Below are 18,557 nucleotides of genomic sequence, written 5' to 3' on the forward strand. Positions count from 1 at the left end.
ATATCTGACACGCGGGGAAGATTCATTGGGTTAAGTTTCGACAATTAACTTACTTTGTTACAGACGAATTTCGAATAAAATTCTTTTGCAAAACGGAAGCCAAACTGAATATTTATAAATTATGAAATTTTTTATTGATACTGCGAATCTCAACGAAATCCAGGAAGCCAGTCAAATGGGTATTCTCGATGGCGTTACTACCAATCCCTCGCTGATGGCGAAAGAGGGAATTACTGATGTAAAAGGCCATTATCTGCGCATTTGCGAAATGGTTGACGGTGATGTGAGCGCGGAAGTAATTTCTACCGATTATGAAGGCATAATCCGTGAAGGACGTGAGCTGATCAAAATTCACCCCAATATTACGGTGAAAATTCCGATGATTAAAGAAGGGGTAAAAGCAATTAAAACACTTTCTTCTGAAGGTGTAAAAATCAATACAACGTTGATTTTTAACCCCATTCAGGCTTTGGTCGCTGCCAAAGCGGGAGCAAAATATGTAAGCCCCTTTATCGGAAGACTCGACGATATTGGCCAGGATGGGATGGAACTGATCCACGATATCCGCCAAATCTTCGACAATTACGATATCGAAACCCAGATCCTGGCAGCCAGTGTGCGCCACAACCAGCATCTCCTCGCTTGCGCACTTGCCGGTGCCGACGTGGCGACAATGCCCTTTAGTGTGATCGGTGGGATGATCAAACATCCGCTCACGGATAGTGGTCTGGCCAAATTCCTTGCTGACCACGCCAAAAGTAAACAGTAAGGAACGTTTTCGCCTCTAAATAAGAAAGAGAGATGCAAGGCATCTCTCTCTTCAGGCGGCTAAAATTAAGGAGAACTCAATAGCTTTTGCAAGCAAAAGCAAATTGCATTAGGCTGTACTTTTTGTTGAAAAAGGAACTGGCGTTTATATGCTGTTTGTTTGGTTGATCATAAGAAGAACGGTGACTTTAAGGGAATATTTCAAGTCAACAGACATGTTGAGATTTTTGGTGAAAATTGACGCCTGAAAAGGGAACTTATTTCAATACTTTCAGTATATATTGAAAGATAGCAACCTTAATATTTTTGCCATGACCCTCACCGTATATACTTACCTGATTTACCTGCTGGTTTCCCTGATGCTTACTCATTGGGTTGGCCGGTCGCTGTTTAAAAATGGCCGTGTTTTTCTCATCGAAATCTTCCACGGGAATGAAACCCTTGCCGATAGCATCAATCAACTGTTGCTGGTGGGGTTTTATCTGGTCAATATTGGCTATATCAGCTTTACCATGTATGTCGGCATGGAAATCCGCACCTTTGAGCATCTGATTCAAAAACTTAGCTATAAAATCGGTCTGATTATGATCGTATTGGCTGCCATTCATTTCCTCAATCTTATTGTTCTCTACCGGATGCGACGCAACCGAACGCATGAAATCGCCTGATAGATACGGTCTGTCCTTTTCATATTTCAGTTGCATACGCATTTGCCTTGTTCATAACTTCCTGTATTCTTACCTTTGGGCGTTATGATTCTTCAAAACATAAACCGGAAAACGCCCTCCCGACGTCTGTTCATTATTCTGACGAGCCTGGTTTTACTGTTTTTAGCAGGCAGTTTTGTGTCCTCCCGTGTAGGTACAACAGATGTTCTGGCAACAGTAAAACCCGAAAAAGGAGTAATATTTTGCGATCTGGAGTCTACCGTTTCTTCTGATGAGGGAGAAATGCTTGCCGGAGGAGATGCAGTGTTTCAGGGAATTGAAACCCGATCCGATGATATTGCGCGGTCTGGGATTTATTCGGCTAAACAAGGGGGCGAGCAGGCGTACGGTCTAAGCTACTACTTTTCTGACGCTCAACCGGGCGATCGTTTTAAAGCATCTGTCTGGCGTCATGGTCCCAAACTCGCCTATTCCTATCTGACCGTCAGTATCGCTGGTGAAGGTGATCTCAATTTCTATCAGCAGTTGGAAGCGGCTGTAGAAACCGATAAAAACGAATGGGAAAAGCTCGAACTCATTTTCCAGGTTCCCGAATGGTATAAAGACCAATTGATAAAAGTATATGTCTATACAGCTACAGGAAAGGGTACTTTTGTTTATTTCGATGATCTGAGCATCGAAAAATTATCTACCCAGGCTCTTCGGGCGGAGGCTATGGCGTCTGACACTTCTTTCCTGTCGCTTGATCTTGAAATCCCTGAAAAGGGTATGCAAAAGATCATCGCCAAACGCAAGGAAGCCATCGACAAAGGCATTATTTTTTCTACTGACGATGATTGGGTGAAAGGTGGAATCGGTACTTTCCCCAAAATACCTGTTTCACTCAGACTTAAAGGTGACTGGATGGACCATTTGAAAACGAATAAATGGTCTTTCCGGATAAAAGTAAAAAGCCCACACGCCTGGAACCGCCTGCTTACCTTTTCTATTCAACATCCCAAAACCCGCAATTATCTCACCGAATGGGTCTATCACCAGTTCCTCATGCGGGAAGATATCCTTACGCCCCGGTACGATTTTCTTCATGTGAAAATCAATGATACCTATAAAGGCATTTATGCGTTTGAGGAACATTTTGAAAAACAACTACCTGAGTTTCGTGAGCGAAGAGAAGGCCCTATCGTGAAGTTTTCGGAAGATGGGGTATGGCTTGCCCGCAAAAGAGGACTGGACAGAAGGGTGATTTCCAATTCCGTAGAAGAGACTTTAAACACTTTTGAAGCTGCCAATGTCGAAACGTTTAAAGAGAAAAAAACGCTCGAATCGCCCGTACTTTCTGCTCAATATGATCAGGCCCGTACGCTGATGGATCAATACCGGTTTGGCGAAAAGTCCTGTGCAGAAATTTTTGATCTGGACCGCCTCGCAACGTATTATGCCGTTACGGACATTTGCCGCGGTTATCACAGTTTGTTCTGGCACAACCAGCGGTTTTACTTCAATCCGGTGATCAGTAAGCTGGAGCCGATTGGTTTTGACGCATTTACTGAAGAAGGCGGATTTGAATATTCTCCGCATCCTTTTCTCGGTGCTCAGGTTGCCAACTTAAGTGGTGATCCGGGGGAAGATCTGATTTACAGACCGTTTTTTGATTCTGCATTTATGGTTCGGTATGTGCGTGCGCTCGACAGGATGACGGAGAATGCCTATATCGAAAACTTTTTTCTCGATATGACTCCCGGTATAGAAGCGCGGGAAAAATTACTAAAAACAGATTTTCCCGATTATACTTTTGAGAGCAACATAAAATCATTTGCAGGAAATATCCGGAGTGTTCTGTACCCGTTGGATAATAATTCTGTGAGGGCTTTTACTGATCAGAAAAATACCCTCAGCGTCACCAATTTTCATATTCTTCCGCTTGTGATTGTGGGGTTTGGGGAAAATAATTCTACAATTAGCGACCCGCTGAAATCGCCAGTGTGGCTGAAAACACATAATCCTCATCAGCCACCGGTATTCGGGCAAATTCCACGACCTGCTTCCGGCGCTTCGTATATTTTTTACAAATTGCCGGGGCTTGACAAACTGTATTCCAGCCGCATTGTGCCCTGGAATGTATCTGTTGCTGTTATTCCCGCTCAGTTGGTCCAGCCCAAAGATGCTCCGGTTTCCAATGAAATGTATGAGGTTTTGGGCAATGTGATCCGATTTGTGCCTGGTAACCATATCCTGACTCAGCCGCTCGTTATTCCGGCTGGTTACAAAGCCGAAATGTATGGGGGAACACAACTGGATTTTCGCAGTGGTGCGAGGTTCTTGTCTTATTCGCCGGTATATTTTATTGGAGAGGAAGACAATCCGATAAAAATTTACTCTTCCGACAAAACCGCCGCAGGATTTACGGTTTTGCAGGCAAATGCGGAATCTCATCTCCGCTATGTGTCTTTCGAAGATTTTAATACTCTTCAGGATCACGGCTGGCAGCTTACCGGCGCAGTTACTTTCTACGAATCTGATGTAAAAATCGAGCACTGCGCTTTTCTCGATGCCCATTGTGAAGATGCGCTTAATATTGTTCGTTCCCGGTTTCAATTCACGGAATCTGTGATCAATGGCGGCCCTTCAGACGGTTTTGACGCTGATTTTTGTAAAGGAATGATCCGCAATAGTACAATCAAAAATATGGGCAACGACGGGCTGGATATTTCGGGCAGTGTGGTAGATGTCTACTATTGTATGGTGGAAAAAGTCGGAGACAAAGGCATCAGCGTCGGCGAAGCCTCTACGTTGATTGTACACGGAGCAGAAATCCGAAATGCTGCCAAAGCTATTGTAGCCAAAGATCTTTCGCAAGCTACCATCTTGAATGTCAAGCTATTTGACTGCTACACCGGATTTGCAGCTTATCAGAAAAAGCCCGAATACGGTGGGGCATCCATCACTGTCGAAAATTATTCCGCGGAACGTGTGAAATTAGTGAGCCTGATTGAAAAGGGTTCTACTTTGCTTTTAAAAGATCAAATGGTTGAAGGCATTTAACGCGAGATGTGCAAAGCATTATAAAAGAATGCCACCATCAGCAAGATAACTGCGGCTGTTCTCACCAAAAACCACAGGTATTTGCTGGCAGACTTGTTCCTTATCAGCAAAGCAGCAAGCACGATCCAGGTAAAAATAAATATCCCCGGCAATGCGAAAGCCAGTTCTGATGAACTGGGGCTGTCTGAACCGATATTTGCGCCTGCCAATGCTGCGACTAATGCCATAAAAACAGAGGTGAACACAATTCCGCCGGTACCCATATTCGGATGATTTTTTTCCATGGCATGTATCCCCGCCAGAATCCCGAAAAGACCAAACGGTATGATCGAATAGGCTGTCGAAAAGTATTCGTTGTTGTCAAACATGTTGAGGATAATCATACCGGTAATAAATGCGATAAACTCCAGTAATCCCAGGCTCCCCACCATAAATAACGCGTTGAAAGCACCGGTTATGGGTTTTTGAAATTTTTGATGTAAAACCCGGCCTGCGATAAACATGACAATCCCCCCAAAAAAGACGCCGGAAAGCCCCGGCCTGTCCCCAATCAGCATAATATGCATATTCTCGAAAAGGGCTGCAAATAAGATCATGGCCGGAATAATCGAGAGAAACCATATCCAGGTCAACGTTCTGAATTTTCGATCCTCTGCTTGTACGGTTACTGTAGGGGCAGTAGTTTTTTCGGCCGGCAGTTGTTCCTGCGATACGGGAGGTATCGGTTGAGCCTGTAGTTGCGGTTCGGCGGTTCTGGGCGGAATTACAGAAACCAACGGGTTGATCCTTTCTAATGTGGGTTTGGTTTTCTCCGGGGTAACCTGGGGTTTTTCAAGCAGGCTGAGTAATTCTGCCGATGTACTTACCCGTTTATCAGATTCTCTGTTCAGGCAGACTTCAATCATTTGCCGATAGGGCTGTGGAATTTCGACGATTTTTTCCGGAACTGGGGCCGCCAGAATATTGCCGATGATTTTGGCATCTGTGGTACCACTTCTCCGGGAGCCAAAAGGCAGTTCGTCCATAAACATCTCATAAATCAATACGCCAATCGACCAGAGGTCTGAATTGGTATTGATTTTCTGATCTGCATTGCTTCCCAGCTGTTCTGGCGACATATATTCAAATGTGCCGATGACATTGGAGAGGGCGGTGGCTTCGCTTCCGACCATTTTGCTGATGCCAAAGTCGCATATTTTGGCTGTGATGATGTCGTGGTCGATATTGAGCAGGATATTGGGTGGTTTGATATCGCGGTGAATCAGCCCGTGGTCGTGAAGATAGCCCAGTCCTTTCAGCGTACCGGTAATAATCTGGCGAATTTGGGGCTCGGTGGGTTTGGTTTTGATAAAAGCCCGCAGATCACCATTGCGCATATACTCCATGATGCCGATCTGATATTCTACTTCCTCGCCAAAGTTGTTCACATCTTTGATGATGACTGCATCGTAATACCTGACCAGATTGGGATGGTTGAAGTCAATCACCCGGCTGATTTCCTGCACCAGACTGTATTTGTCCGGAAGATTGTCTTTCTGCACAATTTTCATTACCACTTCACGGCTCAGCAAGGTGTCCCGTGCCTTAAACACACGGCCAAAACCACCTTTGCCAAGTTCGTCGGTTTGTGGATCAAATTCATATCTGTCGTTGATTTTTCGCATAGGACCAGGGGGCTAACTATTCACAAGATTTTACCAATTTTTCTTTTTCGCTCAGGATTTTGAGCGCGTTTTTGTCGTCGGCAGCTTTTGTTTTGGCCAACCGGAGATATCTTTTCACTTCGGGGCAATTGTTTTTACCAAACTCAGTTTCCATCTCAGCTACGATCAGACTTACTTGTTCTTTAGGGTTGAGCGAGTTCTCTTTTTGTTTAATGGCATTGCCGATTGAAGTATATTTTGCTTCAATCTGGTCATTTTTTCGGTTAGTTTCAATAAAATCAGTGAGGGCAGATGCTGTATTTAGCATGCTGATATAGTCTTTGGACTGGAGAACAGCTTCTGTACGTCCCACGAGGTCTTCTATTTTTTCCTTTTCAATGGATATAATATTCCGAATAGAATCCGATCTGTTAGCTGCTTTTTTAAGAATCGCTTCTTCGGGAGGTGGGGCAAGTCGTTTCAGGGAATCATACCATACAAGCGCTTTTTCAAACTGCTGGATACGGATCACAGAATCTGCTTTTGCGAGGATTTCCGGTGCGGGGTCGCGAGAAGGTTTTCCTTTTCTGGACATAAAAAAAGCAGCAAACAGGATCATCGCCCCTATTGCTATCCACGCAAATTTTTTGATCTGACTGGTTTTGGGTTTTTCCGAAACTACCGCTGTTTCTGCTTCTGTAGATTGTATCTGTATCACATAACACGAAAAATTATCTTTTGTATTGCCCTGCGATCTCGCTTTGATTCGCCCGATCATTTGATCCGGTTTTATGCCTGAACCAAACAGTTCGCTGAGCCGCGCGTCATTCCATTGTTCGGTAATGCCGTCGCTGCAAAGGAAAAATATATCGCCAGGCTGAACATCGGAAAGGCGACGGATCTCCATATCCGTCGCGTCTCCGCCACTTCCTTTGACTGCGCGGAGAATGACATTTTTGCGAGGGTGATGTTCCGCTTCTTCTTCTGTAATTTTCCCCTGCTTCACAAGCTCTGCTACCAGGGAGTGATCGCGGCTTTTAAACAGGCATTTCCCCCCACGAAATTGATAGATACGGCTATCACCTACCCATCCGACGATAGCGCCCTCCTCATCCAGGCAGAGAGCAGTAAGCGTTGTTGCCATATTCTGGCATTCAGGATGTTGGGAAAGATGCCAACTCATTTCCGCTTCGGTTTGCCGGAGCGCGCGGATGAGATAACCTTCTGAGATCGGCTCACCGGGTGGATTTTGCGCAAAAAAGCGAGAAAACCCTTCCACCACCATTCGGGATGCGACTTCCCCTTTATTTGCGCCGCCTACACCATCGCATACCAAAAACAAGCGGTCTGCAGTTGTACTTTGGTCTGAAGCGGGAAAAATTGCATCTTCATTTTGGGCTCTTCCACCAATTTCGTTGAGTCCTTGTGGCTGGGAAATCTGTATTTTCATATCATTTTCCTTTTTTCAGTAAAACGGGTATATCTGCACCTTCCTGCCCTTCCAGTTCGATGGCAGTGCAAGCATATTTGAAAGCAAATTCAACCGATTCATTGGCGCCGATCGCATCGTAAAAACTCACGGCAAAAGCGATTGCGGCATTATCTGTGATGGGCCTTTTCATACCAATTACATAAGGCGTGTGTATGGAAATGGCTTCCGCCTGCGCTTTGGAGTAGCAGGCATTCAGCAGCACACATTTTATATCGGGGAAAAGGCCAAACAGCGATTTTAGCGCTTCCGAAGATACAATATTTCCTTTTCCATTACCGCTTTCATCCTCAAACACCAATCCACCGAGCGGGTTTTCTTCCCAGTCAAAGCTTCGGCTATCTGCTCCTCCGGCAGTTTTCCCCAGATGAGTGCCATGCCCTGAAAAATGTACAAACTCGGGTTTGAAGTTCATCAGCGCACGGCGGAAATCTCTCGGCGTGACCGCCCATTTTTGTTCCAGTTTAAACTCCAGTCTGTGGCTGGCGCGGGCAAGCCCGTTATCAATTTCCCTGCATTCGCGGGCGAGTTGAAGGTGGGCAGTTTCGGAGGGATTGGCAGCGAGAAAAAGAATGGTGCGGGCCTGGCTGCGGCGCAGATTTTTTGCCACATATCCCAGATAGGTATTTTCCTTTTCGGTCTCTTCCGGCTCGTTTAAGAAAGGGGGAGAATTAGGTTTTCTTTCAGGCTCAGCCAGCAATTCTGCCACGGAGACCATTTTGAAGCTTTTACTACAGACTTTTTTGCTGAGACCATTCGCTCTGTACTCCTGTACCTCCTCATAGTTGTGATAGAATGGATTTGAATCTTTACTGCAGACTTCACAAGGGCAGGGCACTCCTTCCCGAATCGTCATATTTCCATAAGTCTGGTGTACTTCCGAGAATTTATTTCTGATGATCTTTAGCAGACTTTGAGCAGCATCTCCGGTTGTGCGTATCTCAATGAGTTTTTCTCCGGGCAAGCAGATTATTTCTGCCCGGGTTTCTCCTTCAAAAAGGATAATACCATTTCTCCATACCTTATCTCCTTCCGTATATTTTCGGGTTTTTACAATAAACCGCGGAAAAAGACTCTTCGGTAAAAATTCGTACTGATACCTGAAGCGGAGATTGTCGGCTGTTTTCCAGAAATATTCGGGCTTTTCCAGTGGCAGCCTCTCCGGAATCAGAAAGTACATTCTTCGCTCGCCAATGGGAAAACAAAGCTGGAATTTGAACATCAACTCCGGAAGAATAAAATGTTTTTCAGACGGATATCGGCTCTGGTCAAGAATCTCGGATAATTCTTCGACAGATAATAACCCTTTTTGTTGCTCTACGAGTGGGCTGTTCATGATTGCTGCCACACCCTTGGTAATCCATTCAGGCCGGAGAATACTGATGCCCCGTAAAGTTGCCTCATCCCGAAAGTGAAGGACCAATCCCTGTTCATGCAGAAAAAGGCTGAGTTTATCTTGTTCTTCAGTATCGAGCTTATGTTTTCTGCATATTTTTCTAAACTCCCCGTAGTCAATAAAATCTTCATCGATGGTGGAAAGCTCTGTTTGCACAGCCAGGAAGTTGGCGGGAAGCGGTGCGACTATATGTTCGAGTTGGCCAACATGCTTTTCCACCGCCGCAACAAACTTTTGTATTTCTGCCGGGGTATCTTTCCATTCTTCAGATTGAATAAAAATTACGGACGAACCATTTCCCAGCGTATGAATGACTTTCATCCAGTCATCGCGGTCGGGCTGATAATCGTCGGTTTCCTGCTGCATGACCAAAACATATACACACCGGGGAGAGAGAAAAAACCTGTAAGTGAGATGAATCATCTCTTCGTTGGTAAAATCCCAGCAATTGGCGCGGATGTTTTTTCCATCAAGTACAAAATGGTGAGGAGAAACAGCAATTCCTGTTTTTTCGTCAGATTTTGCTGCCTGGCTACCTGCCAGATGCCTGATAAGTTTTGCGCGGGTGTCTGCATCATTTCCCAGAAAGATCACTCTGGCAATATGCGTGTCTGCACGGGGAGTGTTTTCTGGATGAGTTTCTTCAGATATTTCCGCCTCAGGGAGCAGCAGATGTTGAATCTGTTCTGCCGAATGGGCACGTTTCAGCGGGTCCTTATCGAGGCATGAAGTAATGATTGACAGATAAGGAGCTTCGACGGGAGGTATGCCATCCTGAAAAATATGGGCGTTTAAGATTTTATCAAAAATATAAGCAAGTGTATGGCCTTCCCGCTGGCTGCCAAAAGGCGACCTGCCCAGCATAATTTCATATAGGATCACGCCTAAAGCCCATAAGTCAGTGCTTCCGGTAAAGTTGCCCGAACTGCGCGAGATGATTTTTTCTGGTGGCATATATTGACCTGTGGCGAGGAGAATATTGCCCGAGGATGTTTTTTTTGCCTGAAAAAGTTTTGAGTAACCATAATTGATGAGCCGGGGAGTTAATATTCCTGAATTTTCTTCCAGAATAATATTGTCAGGATTCAGGCTGCCGTGTGGAAACCCCTGATTGTGAAGATATTGTAGTCCGTAAAGTATGCCCAGCAATACAGTGTCGAGTTGTGCTTTCAACTCCGCAGGATGATCCATGTGGTGCCGGAGCGAATGGCCGGGGACATATTCGTGTACACTAACGAGTGAAAAATCTTCTTCCCCAAAAAAATTTTGCGCACGGATGACCCAAAACGCCAGATGGCTGGCAAGATTTGGGTGATGGTAGTGGAGCACTTTTTCAGATTCACCCAGAAAGTTCTCCGGTCCCAGTCCCGGGCCCCTGAAAAGCTGAATAACAACAATTTTACCCGTTTCCGAATCCGTAGCTTTATAAACAGACAGGGCTTTTTCGCTGAGTATAAGATCCCTTTGAGGATCATAAATGTAGCGTGAGCGGAAGGATTGTATGTCAGTAATTGCCTTATTCATAGGACTAGGGGAGACAATATAAAAATAAAAACCATATTTTTCCCGCGGTCATACAGCATGAAAAAGAAAGATATAACTGTAGTACTTGAGTAATTACGGTTAAAGGTTTGAAAAATGAAATCGCAGACCTAAATTTGGGCCAGTAATTTTCACCGGAATAACTCCCATTATGAAACTTCACGAATACCAGGCAAAAGAAATTATCAAATCCTATGGGGTTCCCATTCAGGAAGGTTTTGTTGCAAGTACTGTCGAAGAAGCAGTAGCCGCAGCAAAGAAGCTCTATGACAGTCCTGAAGGGCAGTTTTTTGTAGTCAAGGCACAGATTCACGCAGGTGGTCGTGGCAAAGGTACAATCAAGGAAACCGGAGCTAAAGGAGTGGTAGTTGCCAAAGGGCTGGATGCTGTGAAGGAAACCGCTTCCCAAATTCTGGGAGGTACGCTGGTTACAATTCAAAATGAGGCGACCGGCGGCAGTGTCGTACACAAAATCCTCGTTGCTCAGGATATGTACTATCCAGGTCCTTCAGAGCGGAAAGAATATTATCTCAGCATCACCCTCGACCGCGAAAAAGGAATAGATGTCATTATCGCTTCGAGTGAAGGTGGCATGAATATCGAAGAGGTTGCGGCAGAGCATCCCGAAAAAATCGTTAAAGAATGGGTTGACCCGGCCGTAGGCCTTCAGGGTTTCCAGATTAGAAAAATCGCTTTCGGGCTGGGACTTTCCGGCGAAGCGCTGAAAAGCGGTTCTAAATTCATCGCTGCGCTGTACAAAGCCTACAAAGGCACAGATGCAGATATGCTGGAAATTAACCCGATGTTTAAAACTGCTGATGACAAAGTCGTCGCTGTGGATTGTAAACTTAGCATCGACAGTAACGCGCTCTACCGTCATCCAGACTTTGCCCCTCTGCGCGATACTACTGAAGAAAATGCCCTTGAAGTAGAAGCTTCTGAATCCAAACTCAACTATATCAAACTGGATGGCAATGTCGGCTGTATGGTCAACGGTGCCGGACTCGCCATGGCTACCATGGATATGATTAAACTCTCCGGTGGCGAACCTGCCAACTTCCTCGATGTAGGAGGAGGCGCAAGCGCTGAGACCGTTGAAAAGGGTTTCCGCATCATCCTGAAAGATCCCAACGTAAAAGCGATTCTTGTAAATATCTTTGGCGGTATCGTCCGTTGCGACCGTGTAGCCAATGGGGTAGTGGAAGCGTATAAAAATATTGGCGAAATCCCTGTTCCGATTATTGTTCGCCTTCAGGGTACCAATGCCGAATTGGGTGCAAAAATCATCGATGAGTCAGGCCTGAAAGTGGCTTCCGCTATCACCCTGTCTGATGCTGCGGCAAAAGTGAAAATAGCACTCTCCTGATCAAAGCGCCATAGTCTGCTGAATATCCCGGCTTTCAGGGCGTTATGGTAATAAGACTTTCAATTATGAAAAAAATTACGGTCTTATTGGGGGTCCTGGGGGCAATATTGCTGGTAATCAGCCAGTTTTTGCGGATACTTCACTGGCCTGGTGGTGCTGGTTTTAATATCGCCGGTCTGGTAACGGTTTCGTTATTTGCCCTGGGCGTAGCGATTCATTCCTACCGTACCTACAGGGAAGATCATTTCTCCCAAAAAATAGATGAAATCGGAAAGGAGGAAGATGAAAATTAATTTTTTCTTCCTCCCTCTCTTTTTTTATGCCGGATCCCTTCTCTCTCAGGTTCCGGACAATGATGCCTGTGAAAATGCCCGAAGGATGGCTGTCGGCGAAGAGATTTTTCAACTCGACAATCAATGGGCTACTGTTTCACCTGAAGATGTTCCGGAAGGAGAGCCCGTAACCTGTATTAAAAGTTTTGAAAATGACCTGTGGTTTACTTTTACCACTGAGTCTCCCTATCGACATTACCAGGTATTGATCAGCCCCCTGATCTGCAATACTCCTGCGGGTATTCAGGCTTTACTGATCCGGTCTGATGACTGCGAATCGGGAAATTATCGCTATGTAGACTGCGGAAATCCTTATGCAGAACAGGCCATTTCGCTGTTTTTGGATGATTCTATCCCCGGAAACCGTTATCTTATCTATGTCGATGGATATGATGGTACGCAATGTACTTTTAATCTTTCCCTTTCAGGAACTGACAATAATCCCCGGACAATCGAAGATTACCGGCGAACAGATCTTGATTACGGGACTGCACCACCATTATTTGAGCCGTCAGATGCAGGGGTAAACTTTATCAATAATGAAGCAGAAATCACCTGGGGGGCTGGGAGCGAGGAGGATGTGCAACTCTTTCTGGTTGAAAAAATTATTCCGTCTGCTTCCCATACCGTAGGTAAAGTGATCGGTTCTGTAGAGCCTGCGACAACCGTTGGCTCAAACCAATATTCTACCTACCGGTTTGTTCACCGCGAAGCGTTTGAAGAAGGTAAAACGTACTGCTACCGAATTGTAAAAGTAGATTCCCGGGGGACGAAATCGTACTCAGATCAGTTTTGTAATAAAATGGCTGTTGTCGAAGGCTTTTATGCAAGTCCGGTTTTCCCTTCAAAAGAAAAAGGTATTTATATTATCACCCTTCGCAATGAGCGTAAGCAGGAATTGATCTTTACGGTTCTCAGTGAGTCTGGCGAAATACTCAAACAAATGAGCCAGAAACGGGCAGCCGGGAATGATGGCGAAATTGAAATTGATATGAATGATTTTTCGTCTGGAAATTATTTTCTGCGGATAGAAGGAAAAAATGGTTTTTATCTGCGCAGGTTTCAGGTAGAGTAAGTGACGGGCTTATTTTGACCACTCACGCACATTAGGTCACATCAGAAGCGCTTAACATTTAATTTAGGGGCATCCTTAGTTTCTAAACCTTTGTTTTTGAGTGATTACCGTATATGCGGTCTGGGAAAACAGATAAGCTTATGACCATTACCAGCGCGCCGCGAAGCTGTCTTGCCTTGTTCTACTGGATTATTTTCCTCCTGTTAATTTCCACTACTGGCCTTCATGCACAGACTACGCTGTTTTCTGAAGATTTTGAGTCGTGGAATGGCTCCTTAAACTGCCTTTCCGGCTGGAATTGTGGCACCACTGCCAATTGTTCTTCCGGCCTGGCATGTAACTGGGGAAGGAATGATATTTTCGGACCTGTAGCACAGCCCAGTGCCTCTGATTGTGACGGGAGTGGTTTTTATGCCCGCTGTCAGTCTTCTCAAATCGTATTAGGCGATGTGCCTTCTATTACAAGCCCCGCGATTGACCTGAGCGGAATCGCCTCCACCGATCCGGTGGTTCTTTCCTTTTGTTTTATCAATACGAGTGCCCAACTGATAGACAGTGATGGTTTTCAGGTTTCCTTTTCCAATGACGGGGGAGCTACGTGGCAGGCATATTGGCTCGACTTCAATGTGTATAATACATGGACCAATCTGGTTGTGCCTGTTCCGGGAACATTGCGCGCTTCCAATTTCCGCTTCCGTTTTGATGGGGTGGGGAATATGGCGTCTGGCGATATGGGCATTGATGATGTGTCTCTGATCAACAATGTCGTGGTCTGCAATGCAACTGCCAGTGTGATTTCTGTATTTGGGCCTTCACAGATTTGCCGGGATAGTATGGAGGATATACTATTGTTCTCCCAAACGGGTGGTCAGAATACCAGCTATGCATATATTATTACCGACACATCGGGTATTATTAGTACCGTACTTGCCGACAACGATTATGATTTCAATGAGCTTGCTGCTGATATTTATCAGGTAAATGGCGTTTCCTACGACGGGTTGTTAAATGCTGGTCCAGGTATGCCTTTGGACAGTATTTCTGCTACGGTTTGTTATGTGGTTTCTTCGAATAAACTTACGATATCCGTTCAGGAACTCTCTGCTTCCATATTGGTAGTTTCCAACTATAATGGTTCTGCAATCAGTAAATATGGAGCCAGAGATGGCGCGGTAACTGCGATCATTTCCGGCGGTTCCGGGCTTTATTCCTATATTTGGGATACACAACCCCCCCAGACATCCGGTACGGCCATTGGTTTGGCCGCGGGTACTTATACAGTTGTAGCTTCAGATCTTACGGGTTGCCAGATTTCTACTTCTGTCAGTCTTTCAGAGCCTGATTCCCTGAGCGTAACCTTGACGCCTGTTTCCAACTTTGGTGGTGCGGCAATCAGTTGTTTTGGCGCTTCAGATGGAATCATTCAGGTTGTTGCGAGCGGAGGTGTTGGGGCCTATTCTTACGAATGGGCGCATGATGCGATGGAAAGAGGAGCCGTAGTTACCGGACTAATGGCTGGGACTTATACCGTTACCGCTACCGATGCCAATGGTGCAAAAAGGACCGTTTCTCTGGAACTTACCCAGCCTTCGAAGATAGAAATCGAAAGTGTGATTACCCCTGTCGTCTGTGCCAATCAGTCTGACGGTGGAATAGCTGTTCATGCTACAGGAGGAACAGCACCTTACAGTTATCATTGGGATCATGGCCCGTCGATTCCTGTGCTGGAAGGATTGTCGCCCAATACTTACGGCTGTATGATTTCCGATGTCAATGGTTGTACGGTTTATAAACAATTTACCCTGGCAGACCTGATTCCTATGCAGATTGAAGGAGTGGTCGTAGACAATGTATGTTTTGGCGGAGATGAAGGATATATCAGTACCAATGTAAATGGCGGTACAGGTCCCTATATATTTTCCTGGTCCAATAGTGCCGAAGGGCAGGAAATATTTCAGCTCGCTGCGGGAAGCTATTCCGTAACGGTTGCTGATGCCAAAGGCTGTTCGGTTAGTAAATCTTTTACGGTAGGTCAGCCATCGCCCATTAGTATCAATATAACCACAAAGCCAGACAATGGAAGAGGCGTAGGAACCGCGAATGCGGTGGTTTCCGGTGGTATGGAACCTTATGCCTACAGTTGGGTAACCGGAGAATCTGGCGAGTCTGTCAGCGGGCTAAAAGTAGGTGCATATTTCCTCAATGTACGGGATGCCAACGGATGCGAAGCGACTCAAAGTTTTGATATCGAACCCAGTGACAGGCCTGAATGTCTGGAAATTCATATGGGTTTTTCTCCCAATGGAGATGGGCTCAATGAAACATGGTTTATTCCGTGTATAGAATATTTCCCTCAAAATAAGATCACGGTTTTAAACAGGTGGGGACAGGAATTGTATTCAGCCGAAGGGTATGACAACAGTTGGGGAGGTACCGCCAATGGGCAGCCGCTTCCCGATGGTACGTATTTTTATATTATTGAAATTCAGACAAACAACCACCGCCGTCAGTTTAAAGGTACGGTAAATATCATCCGCTAGCGATGAAGCAAATTATACCAGTCCTCAGTTTTCTCTTGCTCTTTTCTCTGGAAATAAAAGCTCAGCAGGAACCCTTGTTTTCCCAATACAGGATCAATGCTTTTGTGATCAATCCCGCTGTGGCAGGTACCAGCGAGTTGCACGAATTACGGCTAAATTTTCGCTCTCAATGGCGTCAGTTTCCCGGTGCACCAAGAACAGCCTCACTGACCTGGCAAGGAGCAGTGGATGAAAAAAGTGGGATAGGGTTGATGGCTTTTGCCGATGCGGTAGGCCCCAACCAGCGCACGGGCCTGCAAATGGCTTACGCTTTTCATATTCCCATCGGGTATGAAGGTTCAAACGGGCAGAATATTCTCTCCCTCGGCATGGCTGGAAAGTTTATGCAATTCAGGTTTCAGAGTGATCGGGTATATTTTCAGGATCAGAGCGATCCGGCGATTTATGGTGCGAGCCAGGGACTTACGATCGGTGATGTTGCGTTTGGGGCACACTTTTACAACGACAATTTTTTTGCAGGATTTTCGGCACCCAACCTGATGCAAAGCAGTTTTGGTACTACCATTGACCAGTCCTCCCGCACGTTGATTAGCAAATTGTATCGACATTATTTTGCCTTCGTGGGTTATAAATTTGTGTATGACCAAATGACGGTAGAACCCTCTGTATTGATCAAAAAAGTGCAGACCACTCCCTACCAGATTGAAGCGAATGTGAAATTTTATCTGATGGATGAAAAGTTTTTCGCAGGGTTTTCCTATCGCACCGACTGGTTTCTGACCTTTATGGTGGGGGTTCACGCCAAAAACCTGCATTTCATCTATTCTTCTGATCTGATGTTGCCAAATGCCCGCCCGGGATCGCTGTATGGTGCATCCAATGAGTTTACCCTGGGTTATGATATTGGTGGCGGGAATGGAAACGAAAAATCCCCCAAAGGCGGCAATGCCGGTAGTTGGAAAAAACTCTATCGGGAAGAATAGAAAACGAGCATACCCCCAATCACGAGGTAGAGGGCGCCTGTCTGAAGTCAGGTGAACGTCTTGGTCCGCAGAGGTGCAGGATTACGTAAGATTTGACGATGAGATAATAGCGGGCCGAAATAGGTTCATAGGCTTCCGCGATATTTTGGGCGAAAGGCTCTGTCAGAGGATAATGGTCAATCACACGGGGCCGGTCAGGCCAGTCTTTGACACTTTCAATTATATTTTTTTCATAGTCAATGCGGTAATAAACCGGGTAGTCAGGTATTTTTCGGAAAACAGGCGCAAGGAGCATAAGAGGTAGGTTTTAGGGGTGGAAATAAAGATCCTTTAAAGTAAGCGGCGTTTCAAAAGTAACGATATCGTTGATTGTCCGGCAAATGGTGACCATATCGTGATACGAGAATGTACGGTCCTCTTCCAGATCATCAATTTTTGCGTAGGTTTTGCGGTAAAATGTCGTATGCCATATGTGTAAACGCCAGCAAATCAGTGCTTTGATTTGTTCCACAGTTTTTGGATCATTAATCTGCTCAAATATGGCGTTGATTCTGTATTTTAGCGGTTTCACGAGTGATGTTTTGTGTGGTTTGTGATTATATTGTATTGTCCGCCTCACAAACGTAACGAAAGTATTTCTAAATACCAACAATTCGTTCACAAAGATACGAAAATGGAGCCTATTGTACACAAACTCAAGCGATTACTTCGCGATAAAAATATCAGCCACGCTGAAATTGCCGAAAAACTGGGCAAACACCGAACCTTTATTACCCGAAAAATTGGCGGTGACTCCATGGAAACCCGCCTGTTGGAAGACATTCTGGAAGCGACTGAGTTGACCTACCAGCATTTGGTTTGTAATGAAGACAATACCCTTCGTGAAGAACTGGATGAGATCAAAAGAGAGATCTCCATACTTAAAGAATATATTCCCCAGTACAATAAAAAGCAGTCGGAGTGAGTATCATTGAAAAAATCAACAGCCGCAAAGTCAGTACCTGGATATTTATTGCGGTAGGAGCTATATTTATTGCAATCCTGATCTTCAGCGATCTGGCGGGTAATCCGTCTTCCTACGTACTGAAAATCACCCAGGAGCGTGAGCAGAAAAATCTTCAGTTTAAAAATGATCCGGAAAGCCCTATTAAGAAAGAAGACAAAGTCAATTTCTCTGGCTTAAAATACTTTCCGCCCAATGAGGCATATCTTGTACCGGCTAAATTAATTCCGGAAACAAATCCCGACACTTTTCTCCTGATGACTTCAACCGGTACAGACTATCAGGTCACCCGTGCGGGTAAACTAGCATTTACGCTGCAAGGGCAGGCATTGGAGCTGACGGCCTTTCTGTATCTGGAGCCGGGGCGAAGTGAATATTTTATCCCTTTCCGCGACCTGACTTCCAATGTCTCAACCTATGGTGGGGGGCGGTATATGGATATTCCGGCAGTAGAGCCGTTGATGATCGATTTTAATAAGGCCTATAATCCGTACTGTGCGTACAATGAGTCGTTTGTATGCCCGTTGCCGCCCAAAGAAAACAAGCTGAATGTGGAAATTCTGGCTGGAGAGCTGAATAGGTAATTTTTCAGTCAGCCTCGCAGATTTTCTGATTTCTAAATAAAGGGCGCAAACCAAATTGTCGCGGAGATCGGGAAGATTCCGGCCCGAGGGGGTACTCGGCGATGCAGGTGTCCGGGGAAAAAAGAT

15 protein-coding genes are annotated in these 18,557 nt (G+C 45.3%); 10 read left to right on the plus strand and 5 right to left on the minus strand.

Annotated elements, in window-relative coordinates:
* Positions 1-121: 121 nt before the first annotated feature.
* The 3 genes from fsa (at position 122) to R3D00_21485 (ending at position 4,478) form a co-directional block, all read left to right on the plus strand.
* Entirely contained in the window at positions 122-769 is a 648-nt protein-coding gene (fsa, locus tag R3D00_21475) for a fructose-6-phosphate aldolase (protein ID MEZ4775765.1), read from the plus strand.
* A 310-nt stretch (positions 770-1,079) separates the two neighbouring features.
* Complete coding sequence (locus R3D00_21480) at positions 1,080-1,436, plus strand: hypothetical protein (GenBank protein ID MEZ4775766.1); 357 nt, start codon at positions 1,080-1,082, stop codon at positions 1,434-1,436.
* 84 nt (positions 1,437-1,520) lie between these two features.
* The gene (locus tag R3D00_21485) at positions 1,521-4,478 is read left to right on the plus strand and encodes a hypothetical protein (protein MEZ4775767.1); all 2,958 of its coding nucleotides are present in this window, start codon (positions 1,521-1,523) and stop codon (positions 4,476-4,478) included.
* Here R3D00_21485 and R3D00_21490 read toward each other — a convergent pair.
* Genes R3D00_21490 through R3D00_21500 form a run of 3 tightly spaced genes read right to left on the minus strand, consistent with a single transcriptional unit; the run spans position 4,475 to position 10,530 of the window.
* On the minus strand, positions 4,475-6,142 hold the full coding sequence (locus R3D00_21490; GenBank protein ID MEZ4775768.1) for a serine/threonine-protein kinase: 1,668 nt from the start codon (positions 6,140-6,142) through the stop codon (positions 4,475-4,477). The two genes, R3D00_21485 and R3D00_21490, sit on opposite strands and share 4 nt — an antisense overlap.
* Before the next feature lie 16 nt (positions 6,143-6,158).
* On the minus strand, positions 6,159-7,571 hold the full coding sequence (locus R3D00_21495; GenBank protein ID MEZ4775769.1) for a protein phosphatase 2C domain-containing protein: 1,413 nt from the start codon (positions 7,569-7,571) through the stop codon (positions 6,159-6,161).
* Position 7,572: 1 nt separating this feature from the next.
* Positions 7,573-10,530, minus strand: coding sequence for a COR domain-containing protein (locus R3D00_21500; protein MEZ4775770.1), 2,958 nt, complete (start codon positions 10,528-10,530; stop codon positions 7,573-7,575).
* A gap of 169 nt (positions 10,531-10,699) precedes the next feature.
* On the opposite strand from R3D00_21500, the gene sucC reads away from it, so the two are divergent.
* From sucC to R3D00_21525, 5 genes are all read left to right on the plus strand, one after another.
* Entirely contained in the window at positions 10,700-11,914 is a 1,215-nt protein-coding gene (gene sucC, locus R3D00_21505) for an ADP-forming succinate--CoA ligase subunit beta (GenBank protein ID MEZ4775771.1), read from the plus strand.
* 65 nt (positions 11,915-11,979) lie between these two features.
* Positions 11,980-12,207 carry a hypothetical protein gene (locus R3D00_21510; GenBank protein ID MEZ4775772.1) on the plus strand — a complete coding sequence of 76 codons (228 nt, stop codon included), beginning with the start codon at positions 11,980-11,982 and terminating at the stop codon, positions 12,205-12,207.
* Positions 12,197-13,321, plus strand: coding sequence for a hypothetical protein (locus R3D00_21515; GenBank protein ID MEZ4775773.1), 1,125 nt, complete (start codon positions 12,197-12,199; stop codon positions 13,319-13,321). Before R3D00_21510 ends, R3D00_21515 begins: the two co-directional genes overlap by 11 nt.
* A gap of 140 nt (positions 13,322-13,461) precedes the next feature.
* On the plus strand, positions 13,462-15,861 hold the full coding sequence (locus R3D00_21520; GenBank protein ID MEZ4775774.1) for a gliding motility-associated C-terminal domain-containing protein: 2,400 nt from the start codon (positions 13,462-13,464) through the stop codon (positions 15,859-15,861).
* A gap of 2 nt (positions 15,862-15,863) precedes the next feature.
* Positions 15,864-16,844, plus strand: coding sequence for a type IX secretion system membrane protein PorP/SprF (locus R3D00_21525; protein MEZ4775775.1), 981 nt, complete (start codon positions 15,864-15,866; stop codon positions 16,842-16,844).
* A gap of 19 nt (positions 16,845-16,863) precedes the next feature.
* On the opposite strand, the gene R3D00_21530 is transcribed toward R3D00_21525, so the two are convergent.
* Together R3D00_21530 and R3D00_21535 are read right to left on the minus strand one after the other, a co-directional pair.
* Positions 16,864-17,139 (minus strand): hypothetical protein, encoded by a 276-nt coding sequence (locus R3D00_21530; GenBank protein MEZ4775776.1) that lies wholly within the window; start codon positions 17,137-17,139, stop codon positions 16,864-16,866.
* A 12-nt stretch (positions 17,140-17,151) separates the two neighbouring features.
* Positions 17,152-17,415, minus strand: coding sequence for a hypothetical protein (locus R3D00_21535; GenBank protein MEZ4775777.1), 264 nt, complete (start codon positions 17,413-17,415; stop codon positions 17,152-17,154).
* Positions 17,416-17,517: 102 nt separating this feature from the next.
* Here R3D00_21535 and R3D00_21540 point away from each other — a divergent pair, with 102 nt between their 5' ends.
* On the plus strand, positions 17,518-17,808 hold the full coding sequence (locus R3D00_21540) for a hypothetical protein (GenBank protein ID MEZ4775778.1): 291 nt from the start codon (positions 17,518-17,520) through the stop codon (positions 17,806-17,808).
* Positions 17,805-18,431 (plus strand): DUF1684 domain-containing protein, encoded by a 627-nt coding sequence (locus R3D00_21545; GenBank protein ID MEZ4775779.1) that lies wholly within the window; start codon positions 17,805-17,807, stop codon positions 18,429-18,431. The genes R3D00_21540 and R3D00_21545 overlap by 4 nt, the downstream gene beginning before the upstream one ends.
* Positions 18,432-18,557: the final 126 nt, after the last annotated feature.

It is taken from the genome of Bacteroidia bacterium, assembly GCA_041391665.1.
Lineage (GTDB): Bacteria > Bacteroidota > Bacteroidia > J057 > J057 > JAGQVA01.